Source organism: Janthinobacterium agaricidamnosum (assembly GCF_003667705.1).
Lineage (GTDB): Bacteria > Pseudomonadota > Gammaproteobacteria > Burkholderiales > Burkholderiaceae_D > Janthinobacterium.
In genome coordinates, this window is the sequence record NZ_CP033019.1 from 5,611,716 (window position 1) to 5,630,461 (window position 18,746).

Genomic DNA, 18,746 nt, shown 5'->3' on the forward strand with positions numbered 1-18,746 from the left:
TTAGCATTCCCCATAAAAAATGCCCGCATCGCTGCGGGCATTTTTTTTCGTCCGTCGACGTTACTTCGCCGGCGCATCCTTCAGGTGCGGCTGGCGCGCCACGGGCGGGAAAGTGCCGTGGCGCCCTGCCGCAAACGTCGCTTCCGTCTGCGATGGTTCCACCGGCATGGACACCTTGCGCACCTTGGCCACCTGCGCCGCCGTCACGGGCGTGCCGCGGTTGCCCCAGCTGGTCTGAATAAATGTCACCACTTGCGCCGTCTGCTCGTCATTGAAAATGTCGGCATACGGCGCCATCGTCAGCGCCGACGGCGCCGTGCGCGTGGCCGGCACGGCACCGCCCGACAGCACGATATTGATGGCCGAGGTCGGATCGTTCGTCTGCAGCACGGCGTTACCGGCCAGCGCAGGGAAAGCCTTGTCGTAGCCCTTGCCGTCGGAACGGTGGCAACCGGCGCAGCGGTCCAGGTACAGCTGCGCGCCTTTCGAGTTGACGATGCCGCTGAACAATTGCTTGCCCAGCTTGTCGTCGGCCACGAAGGCGGGCGTGCTTGGCTTCGATGGCGGCAAAGACTTCAGGTATTTCGCCATCGCCGCCAGGTCGCCATCCGTCATGTGCTGCATGGAATGGGCCACCACGTCGTTCATGGCGCCAAACGAGGCCGTGTGGCTGTTGCGGCCCGTCTTCAGGAATTCGGCGATCTCGGCTGCGCTCCAGCGCGCCAGGCCGCCGCCATGTTCATTGCGCAGCGAAGGCACGGACCAGCCGTCGATCACGCCGCCACCGGCCAGGAAGGTCGTGTTGCCCTCGTCCGTCAGCGATTTTTCCTGCATGCCCACGCCGCGCGCCGTATGGCAGGCGCCGCAGTGGCCCAGGCCCTGCACCAGGTAGGCGCCGCGCAGCAATTGCGCGTCGCCCGTGGCCGGCGTTTTATACGGCTGCGGCGTGGGGGCAAACGCCCAGCGCCAGATGGTCAGCGGAAAGCGCATCGACAATGGCCACGGAATGTCGGCCGCCTTGTTCGGCGTCGGGTCCGCCTTCACGCCATGCATGAAGTAGGCGTACAGCGCCTGCATGTCCGCCTCGCTCAGGCGCGAATACGACGGATACGGCATGGCCGGATATACGGTATAGCCGTGCTTGGTCACGCCGGTGCGCATCAGCTTGTCGAAATCGGCAAAGCTCCAGTCGCCGATGCCGGCCTTCTTGTCGGGCGTGATGTTGGTGGAATACACCTTGCCGATCGGCGTTTCCATGCCCAGGCCGCCCGCGAACGGTTTGCCTTTCGTGCCGGCCGTGTGGCAGGCGATGCAGTCGCCCGCGCGGGCCAGGTATTCGCCCTGGCGTATCAGCTGGGCGTTCGGGACGGTGGCGGCCGTGGTGGCCGACAGGGCGGTGCCGGAGGCGAGCGCCAGCAGCAGCGCGCCCACGGTATGGGTGAATGTGTTGTTCATCTTCTTGTTCTTTATCAGGCGACCAGGGGACGGGGATCTTGCAGGTATTGCTCGCGGATGGCCTTGGCCGACCAGTAGGTCAGCGCGCAAGCGAGGCCCGTCGGGTTATAGCCGATACCGACCGGGAACACGCTGGAACCGACGGCAAACACGTTGTGCACGTCCCAGCTTTGCAGGTAGCGGTTGACGACGCTGGTCTTGCGGTCCGCGCCCATGGCCGTGCCGCCCGCCCAGTGCGTGGTCTGGTAATTGCGCAAGTCCAGGTGGTCGCCCACGCTCTTGACGGATACCTTGATCGATTCCGGATTCATGGCCTCGGCCACCTTCATCATCTTGTCGGTGACGAAACGGCTCATCTTGATGTCGTTTTCCTTCCAGTCGAAGGTAAAGCGCAGCAATTGCTGGCCATACTTGTCCGTGTAGGTCGGGTCGAGATCGACATAGCAGTCGCGGTAAGTCATGTTGGCGCCGTGGCAATCGAACGATACCGTGTTCAAATAGCTCTTCTTGACGGCCTTTTTCCAGGCAGCACCCCAGGCGGGCGTGCCGTCCGGCGTGGCGATGCCGGAAATGGGCTTGGAGCCGGCCGGGTTGCACCAGGCGGGCGAGCCGCCCACAAAGCCCAGCGGGCCATGGTCGAAATTGTCGCCATTCCAGTCATCGAGCGCGACACCGGTGCCGCCGGCGCCGATGAAGGGATTCGTGTTCGTGTCTTCCTTGAAGAAAGTCTGGATGGTCGACATCATCTGGTAGGCGATATTGCGCCCCACCACGCCTTCATTGCTGACGGGGTCGTACGGCTTTCCGATGCCCGACAGCAGGAACAGGTGCGCATTGTTGTAGGCAAACGCACTGGCGATGACCAGGTCGGCCGGCTGCTCGACGGCCTTGCCATCCGCATTGATGTAGGTCACGCCCGTGGCGCGTTTCTTGCTGCCGTCGAGGTTGATGCGCACGACGTTGCAATTGGCGCGCAATTCAAAGTTGGCCACCATACGCAGAGCCGGCATGATGTTGACGTTGGGCGAGGCCTTGGAATAGTTATAGCAGGCGTAGCCGGAGCAGAAGCCGCAGAAGTTGCACGGGCCCATCTGGCAGCCGTACGGATTCGTGTACGGGCCGGATGCGTTCGACGAGGCGTTGACGAAGGGGTGGTAGCCGACGGCCTTGGCCGCGCGGCGGAACAATTCTGCCGTGTACGGCACTTTTTGCGGCGCCAGCGCGTAATTGTCGGAGCGGTCGCCTTCGAACACATTGCCGTCGCCGACGACGATGCCGTTGACTTTATACGCCTGGCCCGAGGTGCCAAAGACTTTTTCGACGAAATCGAAGTGCGGCTCCAGTTCGGCATAGGTCACGCCAAAATCCTGGATCGTCATGCCTTCGGGAATGAATTTCTTGCCGTAGCGGCGTTCGTAGTGGCTGCGGATCTGCAGCTCTTCCGGCAGGACGCGCCAGTGCATGCCCGACCAGTGCAAACCCGCGCCGCCCACGCCGGTGCCCGGCTTGAAGGCGCCGATCTGGCGGTACGGCACAGCCACGCCCGTGATGCTGTGGCGGAAGGTGAACGTGCTCTTCGACATATCCTGGAACAGCTTGCTGCGCTGGATATAGGTCAGCTCGTCGAGGGTCTTCGGATAGGCGCCGTCGGGATAGGTGTCGCGGTACTCGCCGCGTTCCAGCGCGACCACGTTCAGGCCCGCTTCCGTCAATTCCTTGGCCATGATGGCGCCGGTCCAGCCGAAGCCCACAATCACGGCATCGACAGGCTTCATTTTTACATCGGGTTTGATATCACTCATGATGGTTTTTCTTTTTCTTTGATCGGGTACGAATAACTGAAAAGGTTCAGGGCAAGGCGCATTGCCGCAGGCAGTACGCTAGTACGACCAGGCAGTGCAACGCCGCCATGGACGTTTTCAGGCGATGGATACTGGAGGCAACGGGTATTTCTTGCCGTACTGCTCCACCCAGTCCATGTAGTCGGCGCGCGCGCCAGGAAAGCCCACCATCTTCCAGGCCAGCATGTCCTTGTTGCCGCCGTGTACGGGGTCGCAAAAATAGCCTTCGCGGGTGTTTTGCAGCAGCTGGTTGAAGAAGATTTTCGACGGCACTTCGCCGATGTCCAAGGTGCCCTTTTGCAATTGCGTGATGACGGCGTCGCGCTCGGCCGCGTTCAGCTGGACGAAAGGCTTGCCCGACTGTTTCTGCACGGCCGCATTCACGCCCGCCAGGGCGCTCTTGTACAGCTCGCGCGGCGCCATGTGGAACTGGTAGCCGAACTGTTCGATCGACGGCACGAACGGCCCCTGCATGTACCACAGCGCGCCATACGCGTAAGGCGTGTTCATCTGCGCATCGATGAATTCATGCGCGCCCGATTCCAGCGCGCCCGGCCCTTCGCCGTCGGCCGGGATCAGCCGGTCGACCAGCGCGCTCAATGTGGCCCACTCGGTGGCGTCGAAAAAGCGCGGTTTGTAGGCAGGCTGGTCTTTGGAGACGGCCATGGCCAGGCCGCCGCCGGCGCCGGCCAGCAAGGCCACGGCAGGCGCGGCGCCGACGGCCTTGCGCAAGAAGTGTCGCCGGTGGGGCGAAATCCCGATGATTTTCATAGGTTGTCCTCAGGCGGCATAAGCCGCCACAGTGATGGATGTGGGAGTCGGAAAGAAAATGCGGACACGCGCCGCTGAGATGGCAGATTTCACGTAAAGATGGCTGGAGTATCGCGGCGCGGTGCATCCGCCTGCCGGTTAATTGATCAAGATGATTGACAAGCGCTAGCTTTGCATTTACGGTGCGCATCGTACCATAATTAAAAGAAACATTCAGAGACAGGTGAGACGTGACTACAAAAGAGGCACCGGTGCGTGGCCGCCCGCGCAAGGCGGGCGTGGAAGATGCGGTACTGGAAGCGATCGTCATGCTGGTGCGCCAGCATGGACTGGAGGCGGTGACGATACAGATGGTGGCCGACGTGGCCGGCGTGGGGCGCCAGACAATCTACCGGCGCTGGCCGCGGCGCGAAGACATGCTGCTCGACGCGCTCGTCAAGCGCACGGCGGAAAAGCTGCAGCGCGCGCTCGACATGCCGGACGGCCAGGAAATCGAAGCGATCTGCGCGCGCATCTTCGACAACCTGAACGCCGACGGCCGCTTCACCTGCGACCTGCTGGTGCTGATCCACAATGATGCGGCGGCCCAGCTGCGCTTTCGCGAGCAGATCGTCGCGCCATGGATCACCCTGGTGGTGCAGCGCCTGGTCAACATCGGCGTGCGCGCCGACCTCGACCTGCGCCTGTTCGCCTTCATGCTGCAATCGGCGCTCGTGTACCAGATGCAACTGGGCGGCCAGCTCGACGATGCTCTGCAGGAGCGTTGCTGCCGCTTTATCCGCAGCATGCTGTAGATTAGCTGGCTATAATCGTGGCGAGTCCCATCACGTCACCACCAGAAAGCCAGCCCATGAGCCATGTATTTCCCGCCAGTCTGCAAGCGCCGCGCAGCCGTTTAAGCAGCAACGGTCCCGAACTGTCGCGCATCGTCGCCGGCATGTGGCGCATCGGCGAGTGGAATATGTCGGCGCAGCAGCGCCTGGCTTTCATCGAGCAATGCCTGGCGCTGGGCGTATCGAGTTTCGACCATGCCGATATCTATGGCGATTACAGCGCCGAAGGGCTGTTTGGCGAAGCGCTGGCCCTGCAGCCGGGCTTGCGCGACAAGATGGAGCTGGTCAGCAAGTGCGGCATCAAGCTGCTCTCGCCGCACCGTCCCGGCCACGCCATCCAGCACTACGACACGAGCGCGGCGCACATCACCAGCTCCGTGGAACACAGCTTGCGCCAGCTGCAAACGGACCGCCTGGACCTGCTGCTGATCCACCGTCCCGACCCGCTGATGGATTTCGACGAGATCGCCGGCGCGTTTACCCAATTGCAGAAAGATGGCAAGGTGCTGCACTTTGGCGTGTCGAACTTCAGCCGCCACCAGTTCGAATGCCTGCACCGGCGCTTCCCGCTGGTGACGAACCAAGTGGAATGCTCGCCGCTGCACGTGGCGCCCCTGTTCGACGAAACCTTCGACGGCTTGCAGGACGTGGGGGTGGCGCCGATGATCTGGTCGCCGCTGGCGGGCGGGCGCCTGTTCCAGGGCGGCGATGCGAATGTGGAGAATTTGCGCAATGTCATCAAGCAGATCGCCGACCAGCTGCAGCGGCCGTTTGCCAGCGTGGTGTTCGCGTGGATCATGCAATTGCCATGCCGCCCCCTGCCGCTGACGGGCACGGGCCGCATCGAAGCGGTGGGCGTGGCCGTGGAAGGCACGCAATTTTCGCTCAGCCGCAGCGACTGGTTCGCCATCCTGCGCGCCGCGCGCGGGCACGAGGTGGCTTAACGTTTAATCAATCTCGTCCGGGTCGTTGAATACTTGCGGTAGCGCAATGCCGCGCCAGCCCAGATGCCACGCCAGGTTGAGCAGCAGGGTGGCGGCGATGTAGACGGCGAAGAACAGGGCAAAGAAACTCGTCTTCAGCCACACCAGCAGGGCGATGGCAAGGATCAGCACCAGCAGCGCGGCCAGGCTTTTCTTTTGCTTGGAGCTGGGGAAACGCAAGGTCGACACCATCAGGCTGCCCACGCCGACGAGCAGCAGCATCAGCAGATAGCTGTGCAGCATGGAATCGATGGGCGCCGGCCAGGCTACCACCACCGCCGCCACGCAAGCGGCCCCGGCCGTGATCGGCATGCCGACGAAATACAGGGGATCGGTACGCCCCACGTTCACATTGAAGCGCGCCAGGCGCATGGCCCCGCAGGCGACAAAGAAAAAGCTGGCCATGCCGCCAAAGCGCAGCAGCAGCGGATCGTGCACGCCCATCTGCACGAAGCCGTAGCAATACAACAGGACGGCCGGGGCGCAGCCGAAATTCATCACGTCGGCGATCGAATCGAGCTGCACGCCGAACTGCGAACTGGTTCCCGTCAGCCGGGCCACGTAGCCGTCGAGCGCGTCGAACACGCCGGCGAGCACCAGCAGGGCCGCCGCCAGCCGGTAGGCATCCGCGTCGCCCACGGCGGCGTTGTCGACGGAAATGACGATGCTGGCAAAACCGCAGGCTATCGAAAGCAAAGTCACCATGCTGGGCAAGGCGTATTTGGCGCGCTGCAGGCGCGACTTGGGCAATGTGTTCAAATGTATGGGCAATCAAAAAAATCGGAAGTAAGGCAATGCAGCGGCAAACGCTGCGCTGCGCCCATTCTACCCTGCGCAGCGGCGGCACCGTCCCCGCACGAGCGCGACATATCTTTTCACGGATGCTCTACGCGTGATCAAAATACCTTAGAATCGTTTTACAGGACAGCACGCTGCCCCCACCGCTGCCCGCCTACCTCTACAGGAGTCGACTTGATTGCCTCGTCACTGCGTTGGAAATACTGGATACCTGCCCTGCTGAGCGCAGCCCTGCTGAGCGCCTGCGGCGGCGGCAGCGATAGCGGCAATACGCCGCTGAGCAACTCGACCCCGGCCGGGCAATTGACGCAGGAGCCGGGTGCTCCCGTTCTCAGCAACAATATTGCCACCGATGGCTTCAACTGGTTCAACTACCGGCGCAGCCAGATCGGCCTGTCGCCGCTGGTGCGCAATAGCCTGATCGACAGCGCGGCCCTCGGCCATTCCAGCTATCTCAATCTCAACAATACGGTGGCGCACGAACAGGTGCAGGGCAAGCCCGGCTTTACAGGCGTCACACTGGGCGACCGCCTGGCCAAGGCCGGCTACGTCGTCACCTCGCTGCAGGGTGAAGTGATCGCCGGCGCGAGCAACACGTCCGGCTTTTACCTGGCCGAAGAACTGGTCACGGCCATCTATCACCGCTTCGTCATTTTCGAGCCGCTGTTCAAGGAAGGCGGCGCGGGCGCGGCCGTCAGCAGCGCCGGCTATGCGTATTTCACCACCGACCTGGCCGGCAACCGCAGCTATGGCCCGGGGCTGGCGGCGGGACAGATCGTCACTTACCCCTACAGCGGACAGCAGAAAGTAGCCGTCAGTTTTTCCAGCAATAACGAATCGCCCGATCCCGTGCCGAACCAGGACGTGGTCGGCTACCCGATCAGCGTGCATGCCAATTACGGCACGCCCGTCAGCGTGACGGCGTTCAACGTGCGCCAGCGCGGCGCCGCCGCAGACCTGGCCGTGCGCCTGCTCACCAGCGGCAATGACGTGCATACACCGGTCTCGGCCGCATCCATCATCCCGCTGGCGGCCTTGAACGCGAACACCAGCTATGACGTGAGTTTCATCGGGAAAGTCAATGGTGCGGACGTCACGCAAAGCTGGTCATTCACGACGCGCTAGGCGGCAAGCTGGCGCCAAGCGGACGCAGTGCAGAGTACGACTGGATGTAAAATAGCAGTTCCTGCTTTACTGACATTGACAAGTTTTGGGGCGCTCTGCACAGCATGCTGAAACCACACGCCACTTGCGATGATGATGCCGCCGTTGCGGCATCCGACATGGTCCGCATTCTCGACGTTGAGAACGGACTGGGCCGCATCATGGGCGACCGCATCCTGTACCTGAAAATCCTGCGCCGCTTCCTGCACGACCACGGCACCACGCCGTGCCAGATCCGCGCCGAATTCGACACGGGCAACTACGTTTCCGCGCGCCTGAAAGCGCATACCCTGAAAGGCGCCGCCGGCATGATCGGGGCGCGCCATGTGCACAGCCTGTCGGAAACCCTGGAATCGGCACTGCGTGCGCAGGCGCCCGACCTGGCCCAGCAGATGCTGCAGCTGGAACTGGCGCAGGATCAATTGCTCGGCGCGGTCAGCAGCATGCTGGGCACGCCGGAGGCAAACCACACGGCGGCGCAGGACGTGGCGCCCGACCCGGCCGCGCCCGCCATCCAGCTGCTGCTGGCGCGCCTGGCCAGCCATCTGCGCGAAGGCGACGGCGCGGCCATCGACATCCTGGAAAACTCGGCCAGCCTGCTCGCGGCCAGCCTGGGCGTGAATGTGTACCAGGAAGTGGCCGCCGCCGCGCACGAGTTCGATTTCGAAGGCGCCCTGGCGGCGCTGCTGCGGCGCCGCTAGCGCACAGCGAGCTGCCGCTCAGCTGTTGAACTGCGCCTCTTCCGCATACGCCACGCAACAACTCTTGCAACAGAAGCGGCGCACGGCATCGAGCGGCTTGTCGCAGTACCAGCATGCACCTTTCGGCGGCAGCGCTGCGATCAATTGCGGCAGGGAAGGCAATGGCGGCGCCGCCATGCCCCTGCTTTCCACGACTTCCGGCTGTTCGCTGTCCATGGCGCTTCCTTTCCTAGCGGCACTTCAAGGCCGCTCAGCAAGATTACGTCAGCACAGTTTGAAGCCCATGACATTTCTCAACCGTGGCCACGCTTGCCCCATCGGCACCTTGAAATTTCCAAACGACAACGTTGTCACTTCACACTACAATCAGTGCTCCGTTCACTTGCGCGCACGCCATGAAACACATCCCCCTGCTGCTCTCCTGCCTGCTGCTCAGCGCCTGTGCCACGCGCGCGCCCACCGCCTACACCCTCAATTCGGGTGCCGAACGCACGCCGGAACAATTGGCGGTGGTATTCGAACATGCCGACCTGACCCTGCGCATCGATCCGGCCCGCCGCAGCATTGCCGGCGATGCGCGCCTGACCTTCCTGGCCACGCAGCCGATCTCGCGGTTCGCGCTGGACCTGGACCGCAACCTGCCCGTCGATGCCATCGAAGTCGACGGCAAGGCGCTGCGGCCGCAAGACTATGCCAACCCGGACGGCCGCCTGAGCATGACCTTGCCGGCCACCCTCGCGGCAGGCGCGCGCACCACCATCCGCATCGTCTACCACGGCGTGCCGCACGTCGCCGTGAAAGCGCCGTGGGATGGCGGCATGGTATGGTCGAGCACGGCCGATGGCGCGCCGTGGATCGCCAGCGCCGTGCAAGGCGAAGGCTGCGACCTGTTCTGGCCCTGCATCGACCACCCGATGGGCAAGGCCCGGCTGATCGACCAGCACATCCAGGTACCGGCGCCGCTGGTGGCGGCCGGCAACGGCATTGCGCTCGGCATGGATGAGACCGACGGCTGGCGCACCTGGCACTGGCGCGCCAAACACCCGAGCACCTATGGCATCGCCCTGAACGTGGCGCCCTACCGCAGCCTGCAGGGCGAGTATGCTAGCCGCTACGGCAACCGCATCCCCCTGCAATTCTGGTACTTGCCGGAAAGCGAGGCCAAGGCGGGCGCCCTGTTCGCGGAATTGCCGCCAATGCTGGACTTTTTTGAAAGCGTCATCGGCCCCTACCCGTTTGGCGATGAGAAAGTCGGCATCGCCGAAACCCCGCACAAGGGCATGGAACACCAGACCATCAATGCCTATGGCAACAAATTCGCCAAGACCAGCTATGGCTACGATGAATTGCTGCAGCATGAGTTTGCCCATGAATGGTTCGGCAACCAGCTCACCAACAGCAACTGGGACGATATGTGGCTGCACGAAGGCTTCGGCACGTTTATGCAGCCGCTGTACATGCAATATCTGCGAGGCGAGCAAGAGTATTTTGCTTCGTTGCAGCAAATGCGGGCCGGCATCGTCAACAAGGCGCCCATGGTTTCGGGCAAGCCGAGAAGCGAGGAAGAAGTCTACGACCAGAAAAAGGGCGGACCGGGCGGCGACCTGTATGTGAAAGGGGCGCTGGTGCTGCACACCTTGCGCGGCCTGATCGGCGACGAGGCCTTCTTCCGCGCCGTGCGCCTGCTCGTCTACGGCACGGAACAGCCGCTGCCGGGCCAGTTCCAGCCGCGCTACGGCAGCACGGCGGAATTCATGGCCATCGTCAACAAAGTCACGGGCAGCAATTACGACTGGTTCTTCCAGGTTTATCTGTACCAGGCGGCATTGCCGGAACTGTCCGCCGTGCGCGACGGCGACACCTTGCGCCTGCTATGGAAGACGCCTGCCGACATCGCCTTCCCGATGCCGGTGGAAGTGCGTATCGGCAAAGAAATCCATACCGTTCCCATGTCGCTGGGCTTCGGCGAACTGCCCCTGCCGGCCGGCGCCACATACACGCTCGACCCGCACTCGCGCGTGCTGCGCCAGGCTGAACATATCGAGGCCTTCCAGAAGTTCAAGGAAGAACAGGCGAAGGGGAGGAAGGGGTGACAAAACCTGGGGTCAGACCCCCTCGCACCTGAGCGATGACCTTTGTGTTAGCGGTGTTGAGGGTCTGACCCCGGCCTTTTCGCCGTTCGGACTTATTTCCGAAAGCTCCTGACCGCGTCATTGGCATTCTCGGCAATGACTTGTTGCAGCTTCGGCTGCTTCGCGTATTTCACGCGCAAGCGCTTCCACTGCCGCTGCGCCTGGCCGCACGAGCTGGCCACGGCTTGCGTGATCTCGCGCTGGCGCGCCTTGTCGTTGTCATCCCATTCGCCGGCGAAGTGCTCGCACATCTGCGCATTTTCGACGAATTTCGCCACGTCTTGCGGCAACTTTTCCTGCGCGCCAGCCAGAAGGGGCAGGCAGGCGAACATGACGACAAACAGCAGCTTCATCCGATTCTCCTTACTTGCCGATGCAGAAACGGCTGAAGATCACGCCCAGCAGATCGTCAGGCGAAAACTCGCCCGTGATGCTCGACAGCTGCACCTGCGCCAGGCGCAGCTCTTCGGCGAACAGGTCCAGCGACTGGTCGTCCTGCGCCGCGTGCGCGGCGGCGATATCGAGATGCTTGCCGGCCGATTTCAAGGCGATCAGATGGCGTTCGCGCGCCAGGTACAGCGATTCGCCCGTCTGCTGCCAGCCGGCGATGCGCAACAGTTCCGCGCGCAGCAGGTCGATGCCGATGTGCTCGTGCGCCGACAGATACACGTGGGTGGCGTCCGGCATGTTGTCGACGCCGGGCTTGTGGCCAGAGAGATCGATCTTGTTCCACACGCGCACCACGGGCACGCCTTCCGGGAAGGCGGCGACGATGGTTTCATCGGCCAGTGTCGGGCCATGATCTGCGTCAAGCAGGTGCAAAATCACGTCCGCCTTGCCAATTTCTCCCCAGGTGCGCTCGATGCCGATGCGCTCGACGGCATCAATGGTGTCGCCCGCGCTGCGGATGCCGGCCGTGTCGATGATGTTGAGCGGAATGCCTTCGATCTGGATGGTTTCGCTGACCTTGTCGCGCGTGGTGCCGGCGATCGGCGTGACGATGGCCACGTCGGCGCCCGCCAGCGCGTTCAACAGCGACGACTTGCCCACGTTCGGCTGGCCGGCCAGCACCACGTTCAGGCCTTCGCGCAGCAGCGCACCCTGCGCCGCCTGGGCAAACACTTTATTCAACGCTTCGATGACGGCTTTCAACTGGCCGCGCGCATTCGATTTTTCCAGAAAATCGATTTCCTCTTCCGGGAAGTCCAGGGTTGCCTCGACCAGCATCCTTAAACCCGTCACCTGTTCCACCAGCGCGTGGATGGTGTTCGAGAACGCGCCCGACAGCGATTGCGAGGCGGACTTGGCCGCCGCTTCCGTCGAGGCGTCGATCAGGTCCGCCACGGCTTCGGCTTGCGCCAGGTCCAGCTTGTCATTGAGAAAAGCGCGGCGCGTGAATTCGCCCGGTTCTGCCAGACGCAGGCCGCTGTCCTTGCCCGCTTCGAGCACGCGCGCCAGCAGCAGCTGCAGCACGATGGGGCCGCCGTGGCCCTGCAATTCCAGCACGTCTTCGCCCGTGTAGGAATGCGGGCCCTTGAAGTGGATGGCGATGCCCTGGTCGATGATGCTGCCATCGGCTTCCGTGAACGGCAGATAGGTGGCGTGGCGCGGTTTCAGCGTTTGCGCGCCGAACAGGGCCGTCATCAGCGGGGCGAGATTTTTGCCGGAGGCGCGTACCACGCCGATGCCGCCGCGCCCGGGAGCGGTGGCGATGGCGGCGATAGGGGAAGAGTCGAGTTTCATGGGGATATTGTAATAGGTACGGCAAGGGAAGGTGCAGCAACGTAGGTCGGCTTAGCGCGCAGCGCGTAAGCCGACGCAGCACACGCTGGCGATAGTGTCGGATTACGCGTGGCCTTGCCACGCTAATCCGACCTACAAGAATTAAAAAGCCCGCACTAGGCGGGCTTTTACTTCGCTAACCCTGCTTACACAGTGGACGGCGCGTATTTCTTGGTGATCACCCATTGCTGGCCGATCGACAGGACGTTGTTGACGACCCAGTAGAGTACCAGGCCCGACGGGAAGAAGAAGAACATCACCGAGAATGCCAACGGCATGAACAACATCATCTTCGCTTGCATCGGATCGGCCGGGGCCGGGTTCAGCTTGGTCGTGATGTACATCGAGATCGCGTACAGCACCGGCAGGATGCACCATGGGTCATGCTGGGCCAGGTCGGTGATCCAGCCGATCCATGGCGCGCCGCGGATTTCCACGGACGCGTTCAGCACCCAGTACAGGGCGATAAAGACGGGCATCTGGATCAGGATCGGCAGGCAGCCGCCCAGCGGATTGATCTTTTCCGTCTTGTACAGCTCCATCGTGGCCTGGTTCATCTTTTGCGGATCGCCTTTGTAGCGCTCGCGGATCGCCTGCATCTTCGGCGTGACCAGTTTCATCTTGGCCATGCTGCGGTAGCCAGCGGCCGACAGGGGGAAGAAGGCCAGCTTGATCAGGATCGTGAAGGCGATGATGGTCCAGCCCCAGTTACCGAGCACGCTGTGGATGTGTTCCATGACCCAGAAGATCGGCTTGGCGATGATGGTCAGCCAGCCGTAATCCTTGACCAGTTCCAGGCCAGGCGAAACGTTTTCCAGCAGGTGCGCGATTTGCGGACCCGAGTACAGCTTGCTGTCCATGCTGGCCGTGGCGCCTGGCGCCAGGGTAGGCAATGGCAGCACGTTGCCGATGGCGTACAGGTTGGTGCCGAGCTTTTTCGTGAAGATGTCGCGCTTGGCGTTTTCAGGCGGAACGAAAGCCGAGACGAAGAAGTGTTGCGAAATCGCAAACCAGCCGCCATTCGCCGTGGCCGGATGCAGGCCTTTCATGGCGTTGTCGTTGCCCTTCTTCTCGTCTTCCACGGCCGCTTTTTCGATTTTCTCGAACGTCAGCTTCTGGTACTTGTCTTGCGGCGTGTACAGGGTCGGACCCGTGAAGCTGCTGTTGAAGAACGAGTCGCCGACCGGCTTGTTGCCGTCATGCGTCAGTTGCAGATACAGCTGCGGCGTGACAGGGGCCGCGCCCACGTTGGCCACGTCGTGGCGCACGTCGATGACGTAGTCGCCGCGCTTGAACGTAAACGTCTTGGTCAGCTTGACGCCGCCTTCGACCGCTTCCATCACCAGTTGCACTTGCTTGCCGTCACCGAGGGTGCGCACGCCAGGCTGCACGGTGAAACCGCTCGCGTGGGTAGGGAAAGGACCGCCGACCAGGCCCGATTGCGCCAGGTAGGTGTGGTTCGCGCCTTCGTCGAACAGCACTTCGTTTTGCTTGCCTTCATCAGGCTGGCACCATTTGAACAGGCCGAAGCAGCCGCCGAACCAGCCCGGATTGCCCGCGCCCTTGAACTTCAGCAATTCCAGACGCTTGACCTGGCCGCCCAGGGTGTCGATATCGACCTTGATGACGTCGGTGGTGATGGTAATCACTTCGCGCTTGAACGCGGCGGGATCGGTCGCTTCGCCAGGCACGGCGGTCGCGCCGGCAGCAGGCAGGGCGGCCGTCTTGGCCGGGGTGACAGGCGCCTTGGCGGTTTGTTCCGTGTTCGCGGAGAACATCGACGGCTTGCCGTTCGAGATCATCCATTCGTTCCAGAGAATTACCAGCGAGACGGAAAACACGATCCACAGGATGGTACGTTTATTGATATCCATTAGGGTATTTGTCAGGAGTGGTTGCAACCGCAAGCGGTCGTTGAAGATTGTTTGCCATCGGCCGGCGGCACCGGGTCGACGCCCCCTTCATTCCAGGGGTGGCAACGGCACAGGCGCTTGGCAGCCAGCAGGCTGCCCTTGGCCGTACCGTGCACGCGCAGCGCTTCCATCGCGTAATGCGAACAGCTCGGATAGAAACGGCAATTCTGTCCCAGCATGGGGCTGATCAGCAACTGATAAGCACGCAGCAGGAACAGCAGCAGGGTTTTCATGGCGCGGATGGTGGTGGCGCAGCAACAGAACGGGCCTGGGCGGCGATTTGCGCCGCGAACAGGCGGCTCAATTCTTCACGCAGCTCGGCTTTGAGCTTGCTCGTGGTGGCCGGGCCATCCTTGCTGTTGACGGCGCGCGACAAACGCACCACGCAGTCGACCGGCGGCATCGCGCTGTTGCGAAACAGCTCGCGCGTGACGCGCTTGATCGTGTTGCGGGTCGCCGCGCGCGGCGCGAAACGCTTGGCCACAACGACGCCCAGCCGCGCATGCGGCAATTGATTGTGTCGGGTGTACAGCACAAAATGCGCTGTTTTTTGCGAAGGGCGCAAACGAAAAACGGATGAAAATTCATCCGTTTTAACGATACGCCGAAAGCGCGCGAAGTCGTGTGAACCTTCGCGTTGATTGCCGACTGGAGTACAGCTAGCCACGCGATCAGCTGTCAACGACAAGCCTAGACGGCCAGACGTTTGCGGCCCTTTGCGCGACGTGCGTTGAGCACATCACGGCCACCACGGGTAGCCATACGAGCGCGGAAGCCGTGCGTACGCTTGCGGCGAACGACGGAAGGTTGGTAAGTACGTTTCATGTTGGTCTCGCTAAAAACAAAAAAAATGCAAAATCGGGTCTGACGTCCCGTCAGTTTTTGGTGCCAATGACAATCGCGCACTTATGCCAAGGCACAAGCTGGCCAATCTCATCGCCCGCTTGAACGCGCACCAAATCGACTACGCGGAGCGATTTGCGGCCTCCGGTGCTCACTGTGCCTTCGCACAGTTGCGCGCCTCAGCCACAACTCATCACCGCTCGCTACGATTTGGTACTGCGTCGTTAATCCACGCTTAGTCCATATTGTCGTTCCAAATGAATAAACACGGAATACGGGCGGGGAACCCTGAATTATTCAGCATATGCCCCCCTCTTGTCAAGGATTGCCGTGATCGTCTGGAAATTTGCGCGCGGCTCCCCACCTGCGCCGCAGGCCGCGCCAGCACTGCCTGTGACGGGATAACCGGGGGATAAGTCGCTTCTTATACACATGGCGCCCCACCCCGCCACACAAAAATAAGCGTCGTGCCTGTGGATAACTTTGTCAGTCGGGAGTAGAATAGCGCGTTACGTGTGGCGAGCCCTCGCGCGACGCCGGCCTTGCAACACGGTGACCGCAGGGCAGAATCGATACGCCCTCCCACACCTTTTCACATAGACATACATGGATAATTTCTGGCAGGCCTGTTCCGCGCAGTTGGAACTGGAGCTGACACCGCAACAATTCAGTGCGTGGATCAAACCGCTTATCCCTCTCGATTACGAAGAGGGCAAGCTGCGCATTGCTGCGCCCAATCGCTTCAAGCTCGATTGGGTCAAGACCCAGTTCGCCAGCCGCATCACGGCGCTGGCCATACAGTATTTCGAAGCGCCGACGGAAGTGCAGTTCGTGCTCGATCCGCGCCTGGCCCTGCCGAAAAAGCCAGTCACCGCCAGCACCCCGGCCAGCGATCCGAATGGCGGCGCGCCCAGCGCCCGCCCGGCGGAGCCGCAGCCGAGCGTGCCGGAACTGAGCATCGGCGCCGCGCCGCGCCGCGAGCAGAGCCGCATCAACACCGACCTGACCTTCGACAGCTTCGTGACCGGTAAGGCCAACCAGCTGGCGCGCGCCGCCGCCATCCAGGTGGCGAACAATCCGGGCGTGTCGTATAACCCGCTGTTCTTCTACGGCGGCGTCGGCCTGGGTAAGACCCACTTGATCCATGCCATCGGCAACCAAGTAATGGCCGACAATCCGGGCGCGAAGATCCGCTACATCCACGCGGAACAGTACGTTCGCGACGTAGTGACCGCTTACCAGCGTAAGGGTTTCGACGATTTCAAGCACTACTATCACTCGCTCGACATGCTGCTGATCGATGATATCCAGTTCTTTGGCGGCAAGAGCCGCACGCAGGAAGAGTTTTTCTATGCGTTCGAGGCATTAATTGCTGCGAAGAAACAGATCATCATCACCTCGGATACGTATCCGAAAGAAATCACGGGCATGGACGACCGCCTGATTTCGCGCTTCGACTCGGGCCTGACGGTGGCCATCGAACCGCCGGAACTGGAAATGCGCGTGGCGATTCTGTTGAAAAAAGCCAAGCAGGAAGGCGTGACCTTCTCCGACGACGTGGCCTTCTTTGTCGCCAAGCACCTGCGCTCGAACGTGCGCGAACTCGAAGGCGCGCTGCGCAAAATTCTGGCGTACTCGCGTTTCCATGGCAAAGACATCACCATCGATATCGTCAAGGAAGCCTTGAAGGACTTGCTGTCGGTGCAGAACCGTCAGATTTCCGTGGAAAACATCCAGAAAACGGTGGCCGACTTCTTCAATATCAAGGTGGCCGACATGTATTCGAAGCGCCGCCCCGCGAATATCGCCCGGCCGCGCCAGATCGCCATGTACCTGGCCAAGGAATTGACACAGAAGAGCCTGCCGGAAATCGGCGAGCTGTTCGGCGGCCGCGACCACACCACGGTGCTGCATGCCGTGCGCAAGATCGCGCTGGACCGCACCAAGAATCCGGAATGCAACCATGAACTGCATGTACTGGAGCAAACATTGAAAGGCTAAGAACGCCTGACCAAACCTACTGAGCGTCGCGATTCGCGGCCTCCGATGCTCACTGTGCTAAAGCACAGCTCCGCGTCTCGGCCACGACTCACTGCCGCTCGCTACGGTTTTGTCAGGCGTTGCAAGCACGACTGGGCAAGACTGGCTCAAAACGTGCTTTACCCTTATCATCTGGGAGGGCACCGCAGCCGGTCTGTCGGGGCTCCCCATGGCAAGAATTGTTAAATTAATACGTTAAACGTCGTACTGTTCAACCTATACATTGAGGATAAATATGCAATTGGTCAAAACCACCCGAGATACCCTTCTCCGGCCACTGCAGATCGTGAGCGGTATTGTCGAGCGTCGGCACACTATGCCGATTCTGGCCAATATCCTCATCCGCAAAGACGGTGAAAATGTGTCCTTCCTGTCGACCGACACTGAAGTGCAGATCACCACGCACGCGGAAATCGGTTCCGGCGCGGACGTCACCGGTACCACCGTGGCCGCGCGCAAGCTGCTCGACATTTTGCGCGCCCTGCCCGAATCGGGCGACGTCACGATGACCCTGCTCAACAAGCGCCTGACCGTGCAAACGGGCAAATCGCGCTTCGCCCTGCAAACCCTGGCGGCGGAAGAGTTTCCGACCGTGCAGCAGGCGGAAAGCTACAACGCGTCCGTCACCCTGCCCCAGAAAACACTGAAGCACCTGTTCAACATGGTGCATTTCTCGATGGCGCAGCAAGACATCCGCTATTACCTGAACGGCTTGCTGCTGGTTCTGGATGGCAATAATGTCATCGCCGTGGCCACCGACGGCCACCGCCTGGCGTTTTGCCAGGTCGCCACCGAGCAGACGTTCGCGCGCCAGGAAGTCATTATTCCGCGCAAGACCATCATCGAACTGCAGCGCCTGCTGGAAGAGAACGATGAGCCGGTGCAGCTGGACATCGCCGCCAACCAGGTGAAACTGACCTTTGCCGACATCGAGCTGATCTCGAAGCTGGTGGAAGGCAAATTCCCCGACTACACGCGCGTGATTCCTAAAGGCTACAAGAACGACTTCACCATCGGCCGCGATGAACTGCTGCGCTCGCTGCAACGTGCCGCCATCATGACCAGCGACAAGTTCAAGGGCGTGCGCTGCATCATCACCCCGGGCAGCATGAAGATCAGCTCGACCAATGCGGACCAGGAAGAAGCCGTCGAAGAGCTGGAAATCGACTACGGCGGCGATTCCGTCGACATCGGCTTCAACGTGACGTATCTGCTGGACGTGCTGAACAACCTGAAATGCGAATACGTCAACATCGCGCTGGGCGACTCGAACTCGTCCGCCCTGATCTCCATCCCGGACAATGCCGACTTCAAGTATGTCGTCATGCCGATGCGGATCTAAAGACCACAGCAGTGACGTAGGTCGGATGAGCGCAGCGTCATCCGACATGCTGAGCGCCGTCTGTCGGGTTACGCCGTTCCGGCTAACCCGACCTGCGGTCATCAGCCAGCAGCCCCGAATCAATCAGCAATCGTTATTTGAGAAAGCA

18 protein-coding genes are annotated in these 18,746 nt (G+C 61.6%); 7 read left to right on the plus strand and 11 right to left on the minus strand.

All coding sequences use genetic code 11. The features are described from left to right. Positions 1-60: 60 nt before the first annotated feature. From D9M09_RS25385 to D9M09_RS25395, 3 genes are all read right to left on the minus strand, one after another. A complete protein-coding gene (locus D9M09_RS25385; protein WP_121670657.1) occupies positions 61-1,455 on the minus strand; it encodes a cytochrome c in 1,395 nt (464 codons plus the stop codon). A gap of 14 nt (positions 1,456-1,469) precedes the next feature. Continuing rightward, complete coding sequence (locus D9M09_RS25390) at positions 1,470-3,257, minus strand: GMC family oxidoreductase (RefSeq protein WP_240453474.1); 1,788 nt, start codon at positions 3,255-3,257, stop codon at positions 1,470-1,472. Between the two features lie 117 nt (positions 3,258-3,374). Beyond that, positions 3,375-4,067, minus strand: coding sequence for a gluconate 2-dehydrogenase subunit 3 family protein (locus D9M09_RS25395; protein WP_070291987.1), 693 nt, complete (start codon positions 4,065-4,067; stop codon positions 3,375-3,377). A gap of 230 nt (positions 4,068-4,297) precedes the next feature. Between D9M09_RS25395 and D9M09_RS25400 the strand changes: the two genes are divergently transcribed. Beyond that, positions 4,298-4,861, plus strand: coding sequence for a TetR/AcrR family transcriptional regulator (locus D9M09_RS25400; protein ID WP_205602303.1), 564 nt, complete (start codon positions 4,298-4,300; stop codon positions 4,859-4,861). A 56-nt stretch (positions 4,862-4,917) separates the two neighbouring features. Further along, entirely contained in the window at positions 4,918-5,844 is a 927-nt protein-coding gene (locus tag D9M09_RS25405) for an aldo/keto reductase (RefSeq protein ID WP_121670659.1), read from the plus strand. A gap of 3 nt (positions 5,845-5,847) precedes the next feature. On the opposite strand, the gene pssA is transcribed toward D9M09_RS25405, so the two are convergent. Next, positions 5,848-6,588 carry a CDP-diacylglycerol--serine O-phosphatidyltransferase gene (gene pssA, locus D9M09_RS25410; RefSeq protein ID WP_227742191.1) on the minus strand — a complete coding sequence of 247 codons (741 nt, stop codon included), beginning with the start codon at positions 6,586-6,588 and terminating at the stop codon, positions 5,848-5,850. Between the two features lie 267 nt (positions 6,589-6,855). On the opposite strand from pssA, the gene D9M09_RS25415 reads away from it, so the two are divergent. Together D9M09_RS25415 and D9M09_RS25420 are read left to right on the plus strand one after the other, a co-directional pair. Then, the gene (locus D9M09_RS25415; protein ID WP_346428563.1) at positions 6,856-7,806 is read left to right on the plus strand and encodes a CAP domain-containing protein; all 951 of its coding nucleotides are present in this window, start codon (positions 6,856-6,858) and stop codon (positions 7,804-7,806) included. A gap of 104 nt (positions 7,807-7,910) precedes the next feature. Continuing rightward, positions 7,911-8,546: an Hpt domain-containing protein gene (locus tag D9M09_RS25420; protein WP_070224760.1), complete on the plus strand. Its 636-nt coding sequence runs from the start codon at positions 7,911-7,913 to the stop codon at positions 8,544-8,546. Positions 8,547-8,564: 18 nt separating this feature from the next. Here the strand turns inward: D9M09_RS25420 and D9M09_RS25425 are convergent, their stop codons facing one another. Continuing rightward, on the minus strand, positions 8,565-8,762 hold the full coding sequence (locus tag D9M09_RS25425) for a hypothetical protein (protein ID WP_070224761.1): 198 nt from the start codon (positions 8,760-8,762) through the stop codon (positions 8,565-8,567). Between the two features lie 179 nt (positions 8,763-8,941). Between D9M09_RS25425 and D9M09_RS25430 the strand changes: the two genes are divergently transcribed. Further along, on the plus strand, positions 8,942-10,639 hold the full coding sequence (locus tag D9M09_RS25430; protein WP_121670660.1) for a M1 family metallopeptidase: 1,698 nt from the start codon (positions 8,942-8,944) through the stop codon (positions 10,637-10,639). A gap of 92 nt (positions 10,640-10,731) precedes the next feature. On the opposite strand, the gene D9M09_RS25435 is transcribed toward D9M09_RS25430, so the two are convergent. The 6 genes from D9M09_RS25435 to rpmH form a co-directional block, all read right to left on the minus strand. Next, positions 10,732-11,031, minus strand: a complete 300-nt coding sequence (locus D9M09_RS25435) for a hypothetical protein (protein ID WP_070224763.1) — start codon at positions 11,029-11,031, stop codon at positions 10,732-10,734. Between the two features lie 10 nt (positions 11,032-11,041). Then, the gene (gene mnmE / locus D9M09_RS25440) at positions 11,042-12,421 is read right to left on the minus strand and encodes a tRNA uridine-5-carboxymethylaminomethyl(34) synthesis GTPase MnmE (protein WP_070310263.1); all 1,380 of its coding nucleotides are present in this window, start codon (positions 12,419-12,421) and stop codon (positions 11,042-11,044) included. Positions 12,422-12,606: 185 nt separating this feature from the next. After that, the gene (yidC, locus tag D9M09_RS25445) at positions 12,607-14,334 is read right to left on the minus strand and encodes a membrane protein insertase YidC (RefSeq protein WP_070291974.1); all 1,728 of its coding nucleotides are present in this window, start codon (positions 14,332-14,334) and stop codon (positions 12,607-12,609) included. 11 nt (positions 14,335-14,345) lie between these two features. Beyond that, complete coding sequence (yidD, locus tag D9M09_RS25450) at positions 14,346-14,606, minus strand: membrane protein insertion efficiency factor YidD (RefSeq protein ID WP_034754335.1); 261 nt, start codon at positions 14,604-14,606, stop codon at positions 14,346-14,348. Further along, complete coding sequence (gene rnpA / locus D9M09_RS25455) at positions 14,603-15,040, minus strand: ribonuclease P protein component (RefSeq protein ID WP_071650299.1); 438 nt, start codon at positions 15,038-15,040, stop codon at positions 14,603-14,605. Before rnpA ends, yidD begins: the two co-directional genes overlap by 4 nt. Before the next feature lie 23 nt (positions 15,041-15,063). Next, a complete protein-coding gene (gene rpmH, locus D9M09_RS25460) occupies positions 15,064-15,198 on the minus strand; it encodes a 50S ribosomal protein L34 (RefSeq protein WP_010401996.1) in 135 nt (44 codons plus the stop codon). Positions 15,199-15,822: 624 nt separating this feature from the next. On the opposite strand from rpmH, the gene dnaA reads away from it, so the two are divergent. After that, positions 15,823-17,217, plus strand: a complete 1,395-nt coding sequence (dnaA, locus tag D9M09_RS25465) for a chromosomal replication initiator protein DnaA (RefSeq protein WP_070224767.1) — start codon at positions 15,823-15,825, stop codon at positions 17,215-17,217. Positions 17,218-17,491: 274 nt separating this feature from the next. Next, on the plus strand, positions 17,492-18,598 hold the full coding sequence (dnaN, locus tag D9M09_RS25470) for a DNA polymerase III subunit beta (RefSeq protein WP_034754341.1): 1,107 nt from the start codon (positions 17,492-17,494) through the stop codon (positions 18,596-18,598). Positions 18,599-18,746 lie beyond the last annotated feature (148 nt).

Bases quoted from the DNA above. Each gene is read 5' to 3' on its own strand.
- D9M09_RS25385 (WP_121670657.1), bottom strand. From the start codon at position 1,455: ATGAACAACACATTCACCCATACCGTGGGCGCGCTGCTGCTGGCGCTC.
- D9M09_RS25390 (WP_240453474.1), bottom strand. From the start codon at position 3,257: ATGAGTGATATCAAACCCGATGTAAAAATGAAGCCTGTCGATGCCGTG.
- D9M09_RS25430 (WP_121670660.1), top strand. From the start codon at position 8,942: ATGAAACACATCCCCCTGCTGCTCTCCTGCCTGCTGCTCAGCGCCTGT.
- dnaN (WP_034754341.1), top strand. From the start codon at position 17,492: ATGCAATTGGTCAAAACCACCCGAGATACCCTTCTCCGGCCACTGCAG.
- D9M09_RS25425 (WP_070224761.1), bottom strand. From the start codon at position 8,762: ATGGACAGCGAACAGCCGGAAGTCGTGGAAAGCAGGGGCATGGCGGCG.
- D9M09_RS25420 (WP_070224760.1), top strand. From the start codon at position 7,911: ATGCTGAAACCACACGCCACTTGCGATGATGATGCCGCCGTTGCGGCA.
- mnmE (WP_070310263.1), bottom strand. From the start codon at position 12,421: ATGAAACTCGACTCTTCCCCTATCGCCGCCATCGCCACCGCTCCCGGG.
- rpmH (WP_010401996.1), bottom strand. From the start codon at position 15,198: ATGAAACGTACTTACCAACCTTCCGTCGTTCGCCGCAAGCGTACGCAC.
- pssA (WP_227742191.1), bottom strand. From the start codon at position 6,588: ATGGTGACTTTGCTTTCGATAGCCTGCGGTTTTGCCAGCATCGTCATT.
- yidD (WP_034754335.1), bottom strand. From the start codon at position 14,606: ATGAAAACCCTGCTGCTGTTCCTGCTGCGTGCTTATCAGTTGCTGATC.
- D9M09_RS25435 (WP_070224763.1), bottom strand. From the start codon at position 11,031: ATGAAGCTGCTGTTTGTCGTCATGTTCGCCTGCCTGCCCCTTCTGGCT.
- dnaA (WP_070224767.1), top strand. From the start codon at position 15,823: ATGGATAATTTCTGGCAGGCCTGTTCCGCGCAGTTGGAACTGGAGCTG.
- D9M09_RS25405 (WP_121670659.1), top strand. From the start codon at position 4,918: ATGAGCCATGTATTTCCCGCCAGTCTGCAAGCGCCGCGCAGCCGTTTA.
- D9M09_RS25395 (WP_070291987.1), bottom strand. From the start codon at position 4,067: ATGAAAATCATCGGGATTTCGCCCCACCGGCGACACTTCTTGCGCAAG.
- yidC (WP_070291974.1), bottom strand. From the start codon at position 14,334: ATGGATATCAATAAACGTACCATCCTGTGGATCGTGTTTTCCGTCTCG.